General features: G+C 67.2%; 9 protein-coding genes, 1 tRNA gene and 1 pseudogene. 8 read left to right on the top strand and 3 right to left on the bottom strand.

Annotation, left to right across the window (positions count from 1 at the left end):
- The first annotated feature begins 60 nt into the window (after positions 1 to 60).
- Together ASF51_RS12190 and ASF51_RS12185 are read left to right on the top strand one after the other, a co-directional pair.
- On the top strand, positions 61 to 3,180 hold the full coding sequence (locus ASF51_RS12190; RefSeq protein WP_235497228.1) for an ATP-dependent DNA helicase: 3,120 nt from the start codon (positions 61 to 63) through the stop codon (positions 3,178 to 3,180).
- Positions 3,177 to 6,416: an ATP-dependent DNA helicase gene (locus tag ASF51_RS12185; protein ID WP_055929843.1), complete on the top strand. Its 3,240-nt coding sequence runs from the start codon at positions 3,177 to 3,179 to the stop codon at positions 6,414 to 6,416. The genes ASF51_RS12190 and ASF51_RS12185 overlap by 4 nt, the downstream gene beginning before the upstream one ends.
- A 15-nt stretch (positions 6,417 to 6,431) precedes the next feature.
- On the opposite strand, the gene ASF51_RS12180 is transcribed toward ASF51_RS12185, so the two are convergent.
- Entirely contained in the window at positions 6,432 to 7,481 is a 1,050-nt protein-coding gene (locus ASF51_RS12180) for a phosphotransferase (RefSeq protein ID WP_055929841.1), read from the bottom strand.
- 60 nt (positions 7,482 to 7,541) lie between these two features.
- Between ASF51_RS12180 and nudC the strand changes: the two genes are divergently transcribed.
- Both nudC and ASF51_RS12170 read left to right on the top strand, forming a co-directional pair.
- Positions 7,542 to 8,504 (top strand): NAD(+) diphosphatase, encoded by a 963-nt coding sequence (gene nudC, locus ASF51_RS12175; protein ID WP_055929837.1) that lies wholly within the window; start codon positions 7,542 to 7,544, stop codon positions 8,502 to 8,504.
- On the top strand, positions 8,501 to 10,228 hold the full coding sequence (locus ASF51_RS12170) for an ATP-dependent helicase (protein WP_235497227.1): 1,728 nt from the start codon (positions 8,501 to 8,503) through the stop codon (positions 10,226 to 10,228). Before nudC ends, ASF51_RS12170 begins: the two co-directional genes overlap by 4 nt.
- Here the strand turns inward: ASF51_RS12170 and ASF51_RS19595 are convergent.
- Positions 10,215 to 10,823, bottom strand: a pseudogene (locus ASF51_RS19595) (TOMM precursor leader peptide-binding protein); the annotation flags it as partial. The gene ASF51_RS12170 and the pseudogene ASF51_RS19595 overlap by 14 nt on opposite strands.
- 222 nt (positions 10,824 to 11,045) lie before the next feature.
- The gene (locus ASF51_RS12165) at positions 11,046 to 12,362 is read right to left on the bottom strand and encodes a zinc-dependent metalloprotease (protein WP_055929834.1); all 1,317 of its coding nucleotides are present in this window, start codon (positions 12,360 to 12,362) and stop codon (positions 11,046 to 11,048) included.
- A gap of 246 nt (positions 12,363 to 12,608) precedes the next feature.
- On the opposite strand from ASF51_RS12165, the gene ASF51_RS12160 reads away from it, so the two are divergent.
- From ASF51_RS12160 to ASF51_RS19135, 4 genes are all read left to right on the top strand, one after another.
- On the top strand, positions 12,609 to 13,721 hold the full coding sequence (locus ASF51_RS12160) for a PDZ domain-containing protein (protein WP_055930843.1): 1,113 nt from the start codon (positions 12,609 to 12,611) through the stop codon (positions 13,719 to 13,721).
- Positions 13,722 to 13,802: 81 nt separating this feature from the next.
- On the top strand, positions 13,803 to 16,766 hold the full coding sequence (locus tag ASF51_RS12155) for a UPF0182 family protein (protein ID WP_200926125.1): 2,964 nt from the start codon (positions 13,803 to 13,805) through the stop codon (positions 16,764 to 16,766).
- Between the two features lie 54 nt (positions 16,767 to 16,820).
- A tRNA-Met gene (locus ASF51_RS12150) sits at positions 16,821 to 16,897 on the top strand.
- 355 nt (positions 16,898 to 17,252) lie between these two features.
- Complete coding sequence (locus ASF51_RS19135; RefSeq protein ID WP_157412132.1) at positions 17,253 to 18,215, top strand: hypothetical protein; 963 nt, start codon at positions 17,253 to 17,255, stop codon at positions 18,213 to 18,215.
- Positions 18,216 to 18,279 lie beyond the last annotated feature (64 nt).

Below are 18,279 nucleotides of genomic sequence, written 5' to 3'. Positions count from 1 at the left end.
GCGAACAGCGCGCACGAGGGATGCACGCGGGTGTCGGCGGCACACGTTAGCTTTGCTGTCGTGGAAATTGATCGGCCCGAGAGCCTCGACCCCGGCCAGTCGAGCGTGCTGGCTCTCGGCGATTCGGTCAGCTGCGCGGTCATCGGCGCGCCGGGCACGGGCAAGACCACCGCCCTGGTCGAGCTGCTGTGCGATCGCGTGCACAACCGCGGGTTCTCGCCCGACGAGGTCTTGGTGATCACACCGACGCGCGCGTCGGCGACCGCCCTTCGCGACCGCTTGGCGTTGCGCATGGGCGTTCCGTCGAACGGGCCACTCGCCCGCACGGCGAACTCGATCGCGTTCCAGATCGTTCGAGGCGTGGCCGCCGTCCGCGGCCAGGAGCCGCCCGTTCTGCTCACCGGCGCCGAACAAGACCAGATCATCTCCGAGCTGCTCGCAGGAGACATCGCCGACGCGACGGGCCCCGCGTGGCCCGACCACCTCTCAGAAGAGGTGCGGCGCCTCCGAGGTTTCCGCACCGAGTTGCGCGACCTCATGATGCGCGCGGTCGAGACGGGCACGGCGCCCGAGCGGCTGGCCGAGCTCGCTGTCGCGGCAGGTCGTCCGGAGTGGGCGGCGGCGGCTCGATTCATCGAGGGCTACGACCGCGTCAAGGGCAGCTATCGCGACCGCAACTTCGACTCGGCCGAACTTGCCCGCGAGGCCGCCGTGCTTCTTCGAGAGGGCGAGTCGGCGCCCGACGAGCTCGAGGCCGCGGTCGGTTCGCTCGCCAGGCTCAGGCTCCTCGTGCTCGACGATGCGCAGGAGTCGACGCTGGCCACGCTCACCCTCGTCCGGGAGTTCGCGCGGCGCGGTGTCTCGGTGATCGCCTTCGGCGATCCCGACATCAGCACCGGCACGTTCCGTGGTGCCCATCCCGACACTCTCGGCCGACTCGACGACTACCTCCGGGTTCCCACGCAGCCGCCCATCGTGCTCGATGTCGTGCATCGTCATGGCCCTGCCCTTCGTTCGCTGGTCGCCGACGTCACGGCGAGAATCGGCACGGCACGGGCGGGCAGCCAGCGACGGGCCCTGGCCGCCGGCACTCCGGCCCACTCACGAGCACGGCCGGGCGTGTCCACCGTGCTCGCCACGAGCCCCTCAGACGAGATCGGAGTCATCGCGCGCAGGCTCCGTGAGGCGCACGTGTTCGAGAACATCGCGTGGGACGACATGGCCGTCATCGTTCGCAGCGGGGCGCAGATAGCGCCGCTCGAACGCGGCCTCGCCTCCTTCGACGTGCCGACCCGGGTCTCGCGTGCGCGGGTCGCGCTTCGCGACGAACCCGTCGTTCGGGCCTTCACCTCCATCCTCGAGGTCGCCCTCGGTCGTCGTGAGCTCACCGGCGACCTTGCGGAGACGCTGCTGCTCAGTCCCCTCGCCGGGGCCGACGCCGTGCTGCTCCGCCGGCTCAAGCGGGCGCTGCGGCAGCTCGAGTTCTCCTCCGGCGGGCAGCGTACGGGCTCCGAGCTCCTCGTCGACGCCCTGCAGATGCCCCTTGTGCTCGCGCGCATCGAGCCGAGGGTCGCGCGCAAGGCACGCATGCTCGCGACGATGCTCGCAGAGACGCGCGAGGCGGTGGCGACAGAGGCAAGCGTCGAAGAGCTGCTGTGGCAGATCTGGCAGACAAGCGGTCTGGCCGAGCCCTGGCGTGCACAGTCGCTCGGCACGGGGCTCGTGGCCGACGAGGTCGGACACGACCTCGACGCCGTGGTCTCGCTGTTCTCCTCGGCGAAGAGATTCGTCGAGCGCTCGCCCGAGGCGCCCGCCACCGTCTTCCTCGAACAGCTTCTCGATGTCGATGTTCCCGAAGACACGCTGGCCAGGGGAGCGACGGGCCGTGCCGTCACCGTGACCTCTCCGGCCGGTGCGATCGGCACGCAGTTCGTGCTCGTCGTCGTCGCCGGTGTGCAGGAGAACGTGTGGCCCAACCTGCGTATTCGAGGAACCCTGCTGGGTGCGGATGCCCTCGAGGGAGCCCGTCGCGGCGAGTCCTCTCCCGTGTCCGATCCGCGCACGGCTGTCCTCCACGACGAGTTGCGCATGTTCGCGCAGGCGGTCTCCCGGGCATCGACCGAGCTTCTCGTCACCGCGGTCGACGACGACGACCTGACCCCGTCGCCCCTGTTCCGGCTGCTGCCCGAGCCCGTTCCGGGAGCAGTGTCGCGAACCCCGCTGTCGTTGCGCGGACTCGTCGGCGTGCTCAGAAGAACGGTGTCCGCACGCGGCGATTCCCAGGCCGCGTCCGCCCTCGCGTCGCTCGCACGCGAGGGTGTTCCCGGTGCGCACCCGGCCGAGTGGTACGGCCTGGCCGGAGCCAGTTCGTCGCAGCCCCTCGTCGATCTCACCGATGAACTCGCTCGAGTAACGGTTTCTCCGTCGCGCATGGAGTCGTTCGAGACCTGCCCGTTGAACTGGCTCATAGATCACCTCGGGGGCGGATCGTCGAACACGTCCTCCCAGGTCGGCACTCTGATCCACGAGGCCATGGAGACCACGACGACCTCGCCCGACCTCGACAGCAGCGAAGAATCGCTGATCGAGCTGGTCGAGTCGCGCTGGAGCGAGCTGTACTTCGAATCATCCTGGCTCAGCGAGATCAAACGCAGGGAGGCGAGACAGCTCGTCGCCCGACTCTCGAGTTACCTCTCCGACTTCGACCGCAGCAAGGGCGCCCTCCTCGGCGCCGAGTCGGGCTTCGAGCTCGAGGTCGACCGTGCGCTTCTGCGGGGAACGATCGACCGGGTCGAGCTCTATCCCGACGGCTCGGTCGTCATCGTCGATCTGAAGACGGGCAAACGGGCGTACACGGCCGGCGAGATCGGTGAGAACGCGCAGTTGGGGGCCTATCAGCTCGCCTTCGATGCGGGGCTGATCGCAGGCGTTCCCGACGATTCGACTCCCGGGGGTGCCCGTCTGCTGATCGTCTCCAAGACGAGCAGGGGCAAGAACTACGTCGATCACACTCAGGCTCCGCGCTCCGAGTCGGAGCTCGAGGCGTTCAGGCAGCGCGTCATCGCCGACGCTGCGGGCATGGCCGGTGCCCACGTCGATGCGAAGATCGGTTCGCACTGCCTCGACCCGTGGTCCCACGGCGCGTGCCGCATCCACGTGATCCGGGCGGTGAGCGCATGATCGGCGCCTTCGAACTCGCCGATGCACTCGGCATGCCGCGCCCGACAGACGAGCAGCGCGCCGTCATCGAGGCCCCGCTCGTTCCGTCGCTCGTCATCGCAGGGGCCGGCAGCGGCAAGACGGCCACGATGGCGAACAGGGTGGTCTGGCTTCTTGCGAACGGACTCGTGCAGGTCAACGAGGTTCTCGGCCTCACCTTCACGCGCAAGGCGGCCGGTGAGCTGGATGCGCGCATCTCCGGCCACATCGATGCTCTTCGGCGCGCCGGGCTTCTTCCGGCCTCGACCGCGCGCGAGACAGGGCTCGACGGTGCCGCCGACTCGCGCGACCTGTTCGACCGACCGACCGTCTCCACCTACAACTCGTTCGGCAATTCGATCTTTCGCGACAACGCCCTCCTCGTGGGAAGGGAGCCCGAATCCGTGCTGCTCGGCGAGAACGCGGCCTGGGGCCTCGCCCGCCGTGTGCTGCTGGCCGAGGGCGACGACAGGCTGGTGCCGCTCGCGAAGGGCCTCGATCAGCTGGTCGACGCCGTGCTGAGTCTCAGTTCGGAACTCAGTGAGAACGTGGTCGATTCCGCCGGTGTGGCCGGGCTGGCCGAACAGTTCGGCTACCTCGTCGATCTGCCCTACACAGAGGGCAAGGCGAAGTCGTCGCCCTACGCGTCGGTGGCCTCCGCCGTCGAGCCCATCAGCGCGCTTCCCCTTCTGATCGATCTCGCGGGCGCCTACGCCCGTCAGAAGCAGGCCAAGGGGCTCGTCGAGTTCTCTGATCAGGTCGCCCTCGCCCTCGAGATCTGCATGCGCCATCCGCAGGTGATCGAGCAGTACCGCTCCCGGTTCGCGGTGGTGCTGCTCGACGAGTATCAAGACACGTCGGTCGTGCAGACGCGACTGCTCGCCAGCCTGTTCGCAGGCCATGGAGTCATGGCGGTGGGCGATCCCCATCAGTCCATCTACGGGTGGCGTGGCGCCAGCGCCAGCAACCTCGGCTGGTTCGGCAAGGATTTCGGCTCGGGCACTGTTCCGACCTATTCGTTGTCCACGAGCTGGCGCAACTCCCGGGCGGTGCTCGACGCGGCCAACACACTCGTCGAGCCTCTTCGGGCCGAATCCCCGGTCGACGTGCACCGCCTCGAACCGAGACCCCAGGCGCCGGCAGGCTCGGTCGAGTACCGGTTCCTCGACACGCGCGACGAGGAGGCCGATGCGGTGGCCGACTGGCTGGCGCAACGGTTCGCCGATCATGCTGCAGCCCATCCCGATGGCACGGTCGAACCCCTGTCGGCGGCTATGCTGTTCCGCGTTCGAAGCCACATGGACTTCTTCGCGGCCGCCCTCGATCGACGGGGCATCCCGTTCCATATTCTCGGCGTCGGCGGACTGTTGAGCGCCCCCGAGGTCGTCGACGTCATCAGCGCACTCAGGGCCACGCATGACCCGTCGGCCGGATCGGCGCTCATCAGGCTGCTGTCGGGTGCCCGCTGGAACATCGGAGTGCGCGACCTCAAGGCGCTCGCCGAGCTCGCCGGCTGGCTGGCGACGCGAGATTCGTTCACCAGGCCTGTGTCGCCCGACGTCACGCGAAGCATGCGCGAGTCGGTCGCGCCCGATGACTCCGCGTCGATCGTCGATGCGCTCGACTTCGTCGCCGAGCATCCTTCCTCGCATCCGCAGCTCGAGCGCTTCTCCGAGAACGGGCTCGAACGGCTGAGGCACGCCGGCAGCACGCTGGCCACGTTCCGTTCACGCGGAAATCTGCCCCTGCTCGACTTCGTGCGTTTCGTCGAGCAGCAGCTCCTGCTCGATGTCGAACTCGCCGCCAACGAGCGGGTGAATTCGCGGGGTGGCAGTTCGCGGGGAGCGCTCGACGCACTGCACGACGAGATCGCGTCGTTCCTCGCGGGCGACGACGACGGAACCCTCGGCAGCTTTCTCGCCTGGCTCGACCGGGCCGAGAAGCGCGACGACCTGAGTCCGCGCACCGACGAACCGGAGCCCGGAACAGTACAGCTGCTGACGATCCACGGCTCGAAAGGGCTGGAGTGGGACGTGGTGGCCGTGCCGCGCCTGGTCGCCGACGAGATCCCGGCCCAGAGCAAAGAGGGAAAGGGATGGCTGCGATTCGGAGTGCTGCCGTACGAGTTCCGAGGCGACGCCTCGTCTCTCCCTGTTCTCGACTGGCGGGGTCTCGGCTCGCAGCAGGTGTTCGACAGCGCGGTCAAGACGTTCCAGGCAGAGCTGGCGGCGAAGCATCTCGCCGAGGAGCGTCGTCTCATCTACGTGGCCGTCACCCGTGCCCGCACTTCCCTGCTGCTCACGGGCTCGTTCTGGGCGACCCAGTCGAAGCCTCGCCGGGCCTCGACGTTCCTCACCGAACTCGCGCGCGCCGACGTGATCGGCGATCTCCCCGAATACTCGGCTCATGAGACCAACCCCCTCGACACCGACGGCGTCACGGAGCGCTGGCCGCTCGACCCTTTGGGTGCGCGTCGGGGCCGCGTCGAACAGGCCGCCGACCTCGTGAGCGCGCGCATCCAGAGCCCCCAGCCGCTCTCGGCGGGTCGATGGCAGCGCGATCTCGATCTACTGCTCGCGGAGCGCGATCGCGAGGCCGAGGCGGCCGGCGTCGCCCCCGTTCCCGACCGCATCGCGGCCTCCCGATTCAAGGACTACGTCACCGACCCCCAGGCTGTCGCCCGTGCGCTTCGTCGCCCGATGCCGGAACGGCCGTTCCGACAGACCAGGCTGGGCACGCGTTTTCACGCGTGGGTCGAGCACCGCTACGGCATGGCGGGCGGCGCCGAGCTCATCGATGCCACGACCGACGAGAGCGACTCCGCCACCGACGAGCTGCCCCTCGAGCAGTCCCAGCTCGAAGCCCTGCAGGCGACGTTCGAGGCGTCGGAATGGGCGAACAAGCGGCCGCTCGAGGTCGAACTCGAGATCCATCTCGTTCTCGGCAGGCAGGTGGTGGTCTGCAAGATCGACGCGATCTTCACCGACGGCGACCGGTACCAGGTCGTCGACTGGAAGACCGGCAAGGCGCCGACCACTCCAGACGACCTCGAGGTCAAGCAGCTGCAGCTGGCGCTCTACCGTCTGGCCTACGCCCAGTGGAAGGGCATCGATCCGAAATTGATCGACGCCGTCTTCTACTTCGTCGCCGACGATACGGTCATCGCACCGGAGCGGCTGTTCTCCGAGCAGGAGCTGCTCGAACTCTGGCCGTTCTAGCGGCTTGGGGCCGTTCTAGTCTTCGGAGATACCGCTCACCCGTGCGCTGTCGCGCGACGACGACGAATCGGTCCGAGGGGTTCGGCGCAGCATCTCCTCGACCTCCTCGACGGCCATGATCTGCCCGGTGTCGGTCGACAGCGGGTTGAGCAGGTCGGACTCGACGCTGACCGACAGGCCCGCGAGCATCGTCTTGGCGTCGGCGACGATCGTCTCGTCGTGCTTCTCGGTGCCATGCAGCAGCCATTTGGCGATCTCGAGCTCGGCGTAGAGCCGCGCCCTCTTGCGCAGCTGGCGGTCGACGGGGGTGCTGCGGCCGAGGTTGTACGAGCCGAAGATTCGGGTCGCCAGCTGCTCGCTGGGCGCGGAGCTGAGCCAGAACAGGTCGGCCGCTGGGTCGCCGACCTGCAGCTGGGACCAGCCCAGAACACCCGTCACCCGGTCTCCCGCGATGAGGAACGATTCGGGAGAGAGCGAGCCGTGAACGACTGTGGGCTGGAACTGCCAGAGCGCGCTGTCCTCCAGCGCCGTCGACCAGCGGGCCAGCAGGTCGGAGGGGACGGCGCCCGTCGCGGCCGCCCTGTCTTTCGTGATGCGGGCCACGCGTGCCGCATCGGCAGCGGTCTGCACGGTGAGGCCGGAGTCGGTGACCAGCGAGGTGGGCAGCGAGTGAATGGATGCGATGGCGCGGCCGATCGATTCCGCCACGGGATCGGCGGCGTCGAGTTCCGCCAGTACGGCGGGGTCTCCGGGGATGTAGCCGTAGACGATGGCTCGGGTGTTGGCCACCGGCGTCTGGCCCTCGATCTCGGGTACGGCGAACGGCAGACGCCCGCGGAATCCTGCGGTGAGGGCGTTGAGCGCGACGAGGTCGCGCGACTGCTCGGTCTCGGCGTCTTGGGAGGTGGGCACGCGCACGATGAGCTCGCTGCGGTCGCGAAGCGTGACGACGGCGGAGTCGTATCGGCCGCCCGTTCCTGTTCCGATCGGCCTGGTCGACACGATGTCAGCCCCGGGAACGGCCGCGGTCGAGAGCGCGGCTAGAGTGAAGTGGGATCTGGCCATACCAACAGGGTAGGGCTGGCGTCTTCTTAGCGGGGTGTTCGCCACGCACGATTGGTTCACATGTCTTCGACCTTCCTCTCGCAACTGCCTCTGTCTCGGCAGGAGATCGACCGCGACCACGAGGCGCGAGTGCGTCCGCAGCTCTTCGATGAGCTGTGGGCGGATCCCGCGACCCGTCTGCTTCCCCTGTGGAGGGGGAGGGCGCTCGCCTCGCACGACTTCAGTTCGCGCCCGGGCCTGGCACTCCTCGCCACAGACCAGGTGGCGGACTTCGATCTCCGCGTCTATCTCGGCATCTCGCTGTCGACGTCATCGCCCGAGCCGGCCGGAACACGCATCGTGCTGGTCGTCGTCGACGACGACGAGGCCGAGCGGCTGGAGGCCGATGAGGCGCGCTGGCTCAACCTGCGCGACGTGGCCACCGTTCTGAGCGACCGCGATGCCGGCGCATTCGTCGAGGCGCTGGCCATCGCCGGATGGCATTCGTCTCACAGCCACTCGCCTCGAAGCGGTGCCGAGACCGTCGTCGAGAAGGGCGGCTGGGTGCGGCGCGACCCCGACCTCGGCGTCGAACTCTTTCCGCGAACGGACGCCGCGGTCATCGTCGGCATCGTCGACGCCGAAGACCGGATCCTCCTCGGCTCGAATGCCATGTGGAAGCAGAACCGCTACTCGCTGCTCGCCGGCTTCGTCGAGCCGGGCGAGTCGTTCGAGGCGGCCGCCCAACGCGAGGTCTTCGAGGAGTCGGGCGTGCGCATCCTCACGCCCGAGTATCTCGGCTCGCAGCCGTGGCCGTTCCCCGCGTCGCTGATGGTCGGGTTCTACGCGCACGTCGATCCTGCCTTCGCCGACGACGCCCTCCGGCCCGACGGCGAGGAGATCCTCGATCTGCGCTGGTTCACCCGCGCCGAGATCGCTGATCCGGCGACGGGCATCGCGCTCCCCGGCCCGTCATCCATCGCTCACGCCATCCTCGAGCACTGGTACGGGGGCCCGCTTCCTGCCGAGGCGCTCGCCTGGTGACCGCCGGTTCAGTCGCCGACGGCGTGCAGTCGGAGAGCATCCTCGCCGCGCTCGACGACGATCAGCAGATCGCGGCGAGAGCGCTCATCGGTCCGGTCTGCATCCTGGCCGGGGCCGGCACAGGAAAGACCCGGGCGATCACCCATCGCATCGCCTACGGTGTCGCGACGGGCGTCTATTCGCCCAATCGCGTGATGGCGCTCACCTTCACCGCCCGATCCGCCGCTGAGCTCCGCACACGTCTGCGCCCGCTCGGCGCCGGGGGAGTATCGGCCCGTACGTTCCATGCCGCCGCCCTGTCGCAGCTGAACTACTTCTGGCCGACAGTCGTCGGTGGCGACATGCCGCGCGTGCTCGAGGGAAAGGCCCGCCTGCTCGGTCAGGCCGCCGAGACCCTTCGTCTCAAGGTCGACACCGCCACCCTTCGAGACCTCGCCGCCGAGATCGAGTGGCGCAAGGTGTCGAGCATGGGTCTGGATGCCTACGAACTGGCCCTGCGCACGTCGCGTTCCCTTCCGGGCAGCCTGTCGGTCGACCAGGTGCTCTCCCTCCACCAGAAGTACGAGGACATCAAGGACGAGCGACGCCAGCTCGACTTCGAGGACGTGCTGCTCGCCACGGCCGGCATGATCGAGCAGGAACCCGCCGTGGCGATGCAGGTGCACGAGCAGTACAAGTTCTTCGTCGTCGACGAGTACCAGGACGTCTCGCCGCTGCAGCATCATCTGCTGTCGCTCTGGGTCGGCGGGCGCAGCGATCTCTGCGTGGTCGGCGATGCCAGCCAGACCATCTACTCCTTCGCCGGCGCCCGATCCGACTACCTGCTCTCGTTCGCCGGCGAGTACGACAACGCCACGACCGTGCGGCTGGAGCAGAACTATCGCAGCACGCCGGCGATCGTCGATGTCGCCAACCGCCTGATGAAGGGCCGCGCCGGCGCCCTGTCACTGCACGCCCTTGGAGATGTGGGCGTCACCCCCGAGATCACCGCGTACCCATCAGACGTGGCCGAGGCCAGGGGAATAGCCGCGCGCATCTCCCGACTCATCGACGAGGGCACCAGGGCCGAGGACATCGCCGTGCTCTACAGGGTGAACGTGCAGGCCGCCGCGCTCGAGACGGCGCTGGCCGACGCGGGTGTCAGCTATCAGATCCGCGGATCGAAGAGGTTCTTCGATCTTCCCGAGATCAAACAGGCCGTCATGTCGCTCCGCGCGGCCTCGGTGTCGATCACGGGGGAGCCCCTGTTCAAGTCGGTGAGCGACGTTCTGCGATCACTCGGCTGGAGTCAGGACGCGCCGGAGGCGAGAGGCGCCGTGCGTGACAAGTGGGAGGCCCTCAACGCCCTGATGGCGCTCGCCGAGAGCCAGCCGGCGTCGACGACCTTCCGCCAGTTCACCGACGAGCTCATGGAGCGACAGGGATCGGGTCACGAGCCCACCATCCAGGCGGTCACCCTGGCGACTCTGCACTCCGCCAAAGGGCTAGAGTGGCCGGTCGTCTTCCTCGCCGGCCTGTCGGAGGGCCTCGTGCCCATCAGCTACGCGTCCACGTTCGATCAGATCGACGAGGAGAGACGCCTTCTCTACGTCGGAATCACTCGGGCGCGCCGCCTGCTGCACCTGTCGTACTCGGAATCGGGAATGGGTCGGTCGCAGCAGCGGATGCCGTCTCGTTTTCTGCAGGAGGCACTCCCCGGCACGCGCAGTCGGGATGCGGGCTGAAGGTTCTCTCGGAGACCTCGCCCGTGGCGCCGTCGACGATGCGGGCACGGGCCCTCAGCCTGTGCCGACGAGACCGTGGAGCATCGACCGCGAACCGGTCGAGCACGGCCCGAGCCACGAGGGGTGTGACCGTCGACACGGTGAGGGGGTCCTCCGTGTGGGCTCCCCGGGCGAGCAGCTGACCGAGCAGGGCCGGCCAATGCGGCTCGGCATCGATGCGTGCGCGGTCGAGGCAGTGCAGGCACGGGCCGTTTCCAGGCTCGACGAGCGGGCCCACCCTCACCTCGGAGTCGCCGAAGACCACCGCCAGGTGCGGGATGTCTCGTCGTAGCCAGGTGCCGGATGCCCGGGGATCGGTGCTGAACGTCGACACGATGATCGCCAGCTCGGCCGGCTCGGCCTCGTCGACCAGTCGGGCGCCGAGGCCCGCCAGGACCGTGCGGATGGCGCTCGATGCGACCACGGAGCCCGTGACGACCACACCGAGGTTCTCGAGCCGTCGCCCCGGCGCGTGGCTGCGTTTGAGCGCCGGAGCGACCCGCGCCAGCAGGTCGGCGACGGCATCGGGCGTCGCTCCCACTGTCTCGCCGACCATGTCGAGCCCCGTCTTGCTGATTCCCTTGCGCAGCACGGCGATGAGGTGTTCCTCGGCCAGCGTCACGTCGAACAGGGTGACGATCGGGCGATCCGCACCGATCTGCATGCTGGTCGGCGTGCGCCAGAGAACGGGGTAGCGGGGGTCGATCTGCAGTGCCATGCAGAGATGATGCCGGATCGCCCGCCCGCGCCGTCTCAGTTATGCACAGGGCGCGTCTGGCTACTCGCCTTCGCCCCGGAGCAGGTCTTCGAGAGCCTGGTCCATCTCGTCGGGCGCGGGCGCACCGGCCTGAAGCCGAGCGACCAGAGCCGCGGGGTCGTCGATGTCCTCCGGGGTCGGCACGAGGTCGGGGTGAGACCAGAGCTCATCGCGCACATCGGATCCGACGGCGTCGGTGACGGCCTGCCACATGGCCGCGGCTTCACGCAGACGGCGAGGACGCAGTTCGAGCCCGATGAGGGTGGAGAACGCGCTCTCGGCGGGGCCTCCGGTGGCCCGTCGACGGCGCACCGTCTCGGCGACGGCGTCTCGCGACGGCAGCCGCGTCGTCGCCTGGGCGGTGACGACGTCGACCCAGCCCTCGATCAGGGCGAGCATCGTCTCGAGCCGGGTCAGGGCATGCTGCTGTATCTCGGTCTTCGGCGGGATCAGGGCCCCCGACACGACCGCCTGGCGGAGCTCCTCCGGGTTCGACGGATCGAATCCCTCTGCCAACTCCTCGAGACGCTCGGTGTCGATACGGATGCCGCGCGCGAACTCGGTGATCGACGTGATGAGATGCAGTCGCAGCCACTTCGCGTGGCGGAACAGCCGGGCGTGCGCGAGTTCGCGCACGGCCAGGTAGAGCTGCACCTGGTCGAGGGGGATGTCGAGACCCTCGCTGAACGACGCGATGTTCTGGGGGAGCAGTGCCGCCGTCTGGTCTTCGAAGAGCGGGATGCCGACATCGCCGCCCGAGACGACCTCGGTCGAGAGCTGGCCCACCACCTGGCCGAGCTGCACGGCGAAGAGGGCTCCGCCCAGATTGCGCATGAGTTTGGATGCGCCGGCCAGCATGCCGGCCATCTCCTCTGGCGCCTGGTCTTTGAGAACCGCCGTGAGGGCATCCGCGATGCTCAGGGCGACGGGTTCGGCCAGCTGGCTCCACACGGGCATCGTGGCCGTCGTCCACTGCTGGCGGGTGAGGTAGGCGGGGGTCGAGGCCAGCTCGGTGACACTCGTGACCTCGTCGAGCCAGAGCGCGGCGATGCGCAGGGCCCCGTCGAGTTCTGTGCGTTGCGCGTCTGTGACGCTCAACGACGACTGCCCGGCGAATTCGTTCGCCTGCTTCGTGGCGACCTTCCAGTCGATGCCGTCGCCCGACGTGCTCATCGCGTTCTGCAGCTGCTGCATGAGCTGCTGCACCGCGGCCGGGTCAGACGGGAGCCCCGCCGCCGAGGCAAGCTTGGCCGGATCCATCTCGGAATTGCCCTCGAGGAAGCTCCGCAGCATGTCGCGGAAGTCGTCCTCCGGCTCCTTGGATGTGTCGTCGCTCATTTCGGGAAACCTCTTTCGCCCGGCAGTCGGCGAGGATCCGGTGTGCTCCATGCCCGCTGTCAGAATTGATCTCTACGCTAGCCCGTGGCCGATCGGCCTGGCTGGGATTTCCCATAGGCTGGGCGCTTCGGCCGTGCGCCCGTGGCGAACAGTGCCCACCCGCATCCGCCCCCATCTTTTTCTGCCCCTAGGAGACACGTGAGCCTGTTCGGTCCTGATGATGCGGATCGCGTCGGCTCGCCGTTCGTGCTGCGCTCTCCCGAGGAGATCGCGGCGGAGCGCCGCACTGCCCGCCGCCGCACGACGGGGTGGACCGTGCTCGTCGTGGCGCTGGTCCTGGGCCTCGTCATGAGTTTCCTTCCCACTCCCTACGTCATCGAGCAGCCCGGGCCCGTGTTCGACACCCTGGGCTCGCAGGAGGTCGATGGCTCCGAGACCCCGCTCATCTCCATCGACGGCGAGACGACCTACCCGACCGCGGGAACCCTCGACATGCTGACCGTCTCGGTGGTCGGCTCGCCCGAGCAGACCCCGTCGTGGGCCGAGGTCGTGCAGGCCTACTTCGACAGCAGCAAAGCGGTCGTGCCGCTCGAGTCCGTGTATCCGCCCGACGTCACCACCGAAGAGCGCGACGAGCAGAACGCCGCCCTGATGGTCGACAGCCAGCAGGAGGCGATCGCCGCGGCCCTCAGCAGCCTCGGCTACGACTTCACGACCAGCGTCAGCGTCGGAAGCGTGTCGAAGGACTCTCCCGCCGAAGGCGAGCTCGAGGCGGGCGACGTCGTGACGAGCGTCAACGGCCAGGCCGTCGACTCGATCGACGAGCTCCGGGCGGCCGTCGCGGAGAACGGCACCGGCAAGCCGGCCGTCGTCGACGTGACGCGCGACGGAGCGCCGGTCGAGGCATCCATCACCCCGATCACCAGCGGTGACACCTCGGTGCTGGGAATCGGCGTGCAGGCCAGCTTCGAGTTCCCGTTCGACGTGAAGATCCAGCTCGACAACGTGGGCGGGCCCAGCGCCGGCATGATGTTCGCGCTCGGCATCATCGACAAGCTCAGCGACGGCGAACTCAACGGCGGCGAGAAGGTGGCCGGCACGGGCACCATCTCGGCCGACGGCACGGTCGGGCCCATCGGCGGAATCCGCCAGAAGCTGTTCGGCGCGCGCGACGCCGGTGCCGACTACTTCTTGGCGCCCGCATCGAACTGCGATGAGGTCACGGGTCACGTGCCCGACGGCATCCGGGTCTTCGCCGTGGCGACGCTCGACGATTCGCTGGCTACGCTTTCGGCGATCTCGAGCGGCGACGGCATGGATGCCCTGCCGAGCTGCGACACGACCACCGCAGCGGGCTAGCCGCATCGGGGCCGCACGAGCGGCCGTGTTCTCCCGAGGCGCAACGCTCGACGGGGGAGTTCTCAGCCTGCCTTGTCTAGGATGGACGGACACCGCACCGCTGTAAAGAGGCCCCCACACGTGACTTCCCAAACCGCCGAGAAGCCCATCAGAAGATCCCGCGCACCCTTGGCGATCACCATCGCCATCGTCGTTGCTCTCGCAATCGCGTTCTTCGCTTTCTCCAATCTCTACACCGAAATCCTCTGGTACGACCAGGTCGGCTTCGTCGACGTGCTCACCACCCAGTGGGCCGCAGGCGGGGTGATGTTCTTCGTCGGCTTCCTCGCCATGGCCATCCCTGTCTGGGCGTCGATCGAGATCGCCTTCCGCTGGCGACCGGTCTACGCGAAGCTCAACTCGCAGCTCGACCGCTACCAGCAGGTCGTCGAGCCCCTGCGTCGTCTCGCATCCATCGGCATCCCCGTCGTGCTGGGCATCTTCGCCGGTGTCGCCACGGCCTCGCGTTGGCAGCTCACCCTGATGTACCTGAACCGCACTCCCACGGGCGAGACCGACCCGCAGTTCGGGCTAGACATCTCGTTCTTCCTCTACGACCTGCCGTTCTTCCGCGGCGTCGTCGGCTTCGCGTCGGCCGTCATCCTCGTCGCCGGCATCGCCGCGCTCGCCACCAGCTACCTGTACGGCGCCATCCGCGTCGCGGGTCGCGAGGTGCGCATCTCGAAGACGGCCCGCATCCAGATCGCCATTCTCGCCGCCCTCTATCTCGCGGTGCAGGCGGCCAGCATCTGGCTCGACCAGTACTCCACGGTCACCAACGGCACGGGCAAGCTCATCACCGGTGCCACCTACGCCGACGTCAACGGAACCATTCCCGGCCTGTCGATCCTCGCGGGTATCGCGGGCATCGTCGCGCTGCTCTTCATCGTCGCGGCCGTGATCGGCCGCTGGCGCCTGCCGATCATCGGCACGGTGCTGCTCATCGTGTCGAGCCTCATCCTCGGATCGCTGTATCCGTGGGTCGTGCAGCGCTTCCAGGTCGACCCGTCGGAGCGTTCGCTCGAGTCCGAGTACATCCAACGCAACATCGACTCGACGCGTGACGCCTACGGCGTGTCCGACGTCGAGGAGACCGAGTACGACGCCACGACCGACGCCACCGCGGGCGCACTGAGGCAGGACGCGGTCACGACCGCGAACATCCGCATCATCGACCCGGCTCTCATCTCCGACACCTACAAGCAGCTCGAGCAGTTCCGCCAGTACTACCAGTTCCCGCAGTACCTCGACGTCGACCGCTACAACATCGACGGCACCGTGCAAGACGCGGTCACGACGGTGCGCGACCTGAACCTCGACGGCCTGGGCACCTCGAACACCTGGTACAACCAGCACATCGTCTACACCCACGGCTACGGTCTGGTCGCCGCGTTCGGCAACCAGCGCTCTGTCGACGGGCAGCCCGTGTTCCTCGAGTCGGGCATCCCCTCGACGGGTGACCTCGGCGACTACGAGCCGCGCGTCTACTTCGGAGAGTCGAGCCCCGACTACTCGATCGTGGGCGGCCCCGAGGGCGGGCCCAAGAACGAGCTCGACTACCCGTCGGGTGAAGAGGGCGAGCAGCAGACCTACACGACGTTCGCGGGCGACGGAGGACCGAAGCTCGACAACGTCTTCAACCGCCTCGTCTACGCGCTCAAGTTCCAGTCCGAGCAGATCTTCCTCTCAGACGGTGTCACCGATCAGTCGCAGATCCTCTACGACCGCGACCCCGCGCAGCGCGTGTCGAAGGTCGCTCCGTACCTCACCATCGACTCCGACCCCTACGCCTCGGTCGTCGACGGCAAGGTCGTCTGGATCGTCGACGGCTACACGACGAGCGCGAACTACCCGTACTCGCGCACCGAGAGCCTCTCCGACGTGATCGCCGACACCTACACGCCGCGGCCCGCCTTCGCGGTCGACGACATCAACTACATCCGCAACTCGGTGAAGGCCACTGTCGACGCCTACGACGGCAAGGTCACGCTCTACGCGTGGGACGAGACAGACCCGCTGCTCAAGACCTGGCAGAAGATCTTCCCGTCGACCCTCAAGCCCATGAGCGACATGAGCGGCGACCTGCTGAGCCACGTGCGCTACCCGGCCGATCTCTTCAAGGTGCAGCGCGCCATCCTCGGCGAGTACCACGTCACCGACGCGGGATCGTTCTACTCCAAGCAAGATGCCTGGACAACGCCGAACGACCCGACGGCGCCGTCCGCGAGTCCCACGCTTCAGCCGCCGTACTACCTGACCCTGCAGATGCCGGGCCAGGAGGCCCCGTCGTACTCGCTCTACTCCACGTTCATTCCGGTGAACACGGGTGAGGGCAGTCGAAACGTGTTGAACGGCTACTTGGCGGTCGACTCGAACGCGGGCTCCGAAGACGGCAAGGTCTCCGACGACTACGGCAAGCTGAGGCTGCTGACGCTGCCGAAGGACGACACCGTGCCGGGCCCCGGACAGGTGCAGAACAACTTCACGACCGACCCGACGGTGTCTCAGGCGCTCAACCTGCTGCGGCAGGGTGAGACCGAGGTCAAGAGCGGAAACCTGCTGACCCTCCCGGTCGGTGGTGGACTTCTCTACGTGCAGCCCGTCTACGTGCAGTCGACGGGTGGCACGAGCTACCCGCTGCTGCAGAAGATCCTGGTGGCGTTCGGAGACAAGATCGCCTTCGAGGACACGCTCGACGCGGCGCTCGACGAGCTGTTCGGCGGCGACTCCGGTGCCGTCGCGGGCGACGAGTCCGTTCCCGTCGGCGACGACGGCAACACGGCGACACCCGACAACTCGGCGGGCACCACACCGGATGCCGGCACACCGTCCACCGATACGCCGTCCACCGACACCGGTGGTCTCACGCAGGCGCTGCTCGATGCGAAGGCCGCCCTCGCAGACCGCGACGCCGCGATGAAGGCCGGCGACTGGACTGCCTACGGCGAGGCCGACGCCAAGCTGCAGGCCGCTCTCGACCGGGCTCTGGCCGCTCAGGGACAGTAACAGCCGGCACCGTGGTCTGAACCCCCCGAACCCTGTGTTAGTCTTAACAGGTAGCGCGGGGTGGAGCAGTTCGGTAGCTCGCTGGGCTCATAACCCAGAGGTCGCAGGTTCAAATCCTGTCCCCGCAACCAAATAAACGAAGGCCTGATCGCAAGATCAGGCCTTCGTTGTTTCCGGTTGACTACGGCAATGTCTACATCAAGTTCTAAAGCTCGTTGCGCATCGCTGCCAACGGCATTTCTTGAAGTGCCCGCGCGGACTCACACGAGTTCCCTCTCACATCGAATAATCGTTCAACACTCCTCTGTAATCAGTACGCTCGGCAACATGTCGGAAACTGAAACTCGAGATCGGCCGCGGCCCAGGGTTCGCTGGTGGCTAGCCGGTGTTCTAACCGCCTCCGGCATAGTGGTTATTGGTTTCGGATATGTATTCGCTCACGGCCTCCTTGTGAGAGGCGCCACGGATAAAGCGTATGCATCGGGCGTGGCGGTGAACATCGGAACCTCGCTTCTCCTCGCGGCCGGGCTTGTCCTCTTTGAACGGGCGCTGGTCTTTACGGCGGAACGAGCGGTGGAGAGAGTGACTGTTCCCATTCGCGCCGAGGCCGCAGCCGCCCGAGCAGAGAGCCAATCCGTTCGAGAGGAGAACGCACAGCTAACTGAGCGTACAGCCCGCCTAGAAGCACGCCTTCTTGACTTGGATGATCAGCTTAGAGCTCGAGCGAACGCCGAGGCGCAAGCGCGGGCTAACAACTTCGCGTCCCTCACCGAGACGGTCGATCGACAGACAGTTATAGAGATTATGGACGCCGCAAGCAGGATTAACGCGCTTGATATCCATTCATGGACAAGAGAGAACGGACGAATTACCGTGCCCGCAGGGGTGGGCTTGGAAGCGCCTCGAATCGCGCTTGAGTACGCGACGATTGAGGAGCATAGCGGGAGCACGGACGACATCCCCACGCTGCGTCTCGCTTTAATCGGCATGGAAGACGCGGCCATTGCATGGGAGGAGGACGACGACCCAATCCAAATCTTTACGGATATTCGCACCACGATGATCAGCCGCGGGGAGGCAAAACGATCTGGCCCACTGTCGCCAGAAGCTTTCTTTAGTAATCTGCGCACGGCTGTGCAGGAAGCGGTGATCAGCCGGTCAGCAGATCCAGAAGGGTGGCTAACAAATACGCCTGTGATGGAGATGGTCGCAGACGGTTGGATGATCACTGGGGGTGGGGTAGAGGTTCGCGGGCACGGGGTCGTAATTCGGCGAGACCAATACCCACACAATGTGCCGGGCAAAGATCGAGCCTCCTATCGAGTTGGTGCGGCACCGGACCATTTGGATAGCGCGACCTGGGACTTCGCTGCGCAGCGAGGAGGTTCATATTTCACCGGCCCAATGGATGAGCCCTGGGGAAACTACCCGCCCGGCACACCCTTCTGAGGCTGCCGTAACCCAATATAGGAACCTGTCAGCGTCTCCTGAGAGATCCGAACGCCTTCCCAAG

Source organism: Agreia sp. Leaf283 (genome assembly GCF_001422485.1).
Lineage (GTDB): Bacteria > Actinomycetota > Actinomycetes > Actinomycetales > Microbacteriaceae > Agreia.
This window is presented reverse-complemented; position numbering and strand designations above follow the sequence as displayed.

Coding starts and splice junctions, on each gene's coding strand:
- ASF51_RS12185 (WP_055929843.1), top strand. CDS start 3,177: ATGATCGGCGCCTTCGAACTCGCCGATGCACTCGGCATGCCGCGCCCG.
- ASF51_RS12180 (WP_055929841.1), bottom strand. CDS start 7,481: ATGGCCAGATCCCACTTCACTCTAGCCGCGCTCTCGACCGCGGCCGTT.
- nudC (WP_055929837.1), top strand. CDS start 7,542: ATGTCTTCGACCTTCCTCTCGCAACTGCCTCTGTCTCGGCAGGAGATC.
- ASF51_RS12165 (WP_055929834.1), bottom strand. CDS start 12,362: ATGAGCGACGACACATCCAAGGAGCCGGAGGACGACTTCCGCGACATG.
- ASF51_RS12155 (WP_200926125.1), top strand. CDS start 13,803: ATGGACGGACACCGCACCGCTGTAAAGAGGCCCCCACACGTGACTTCC.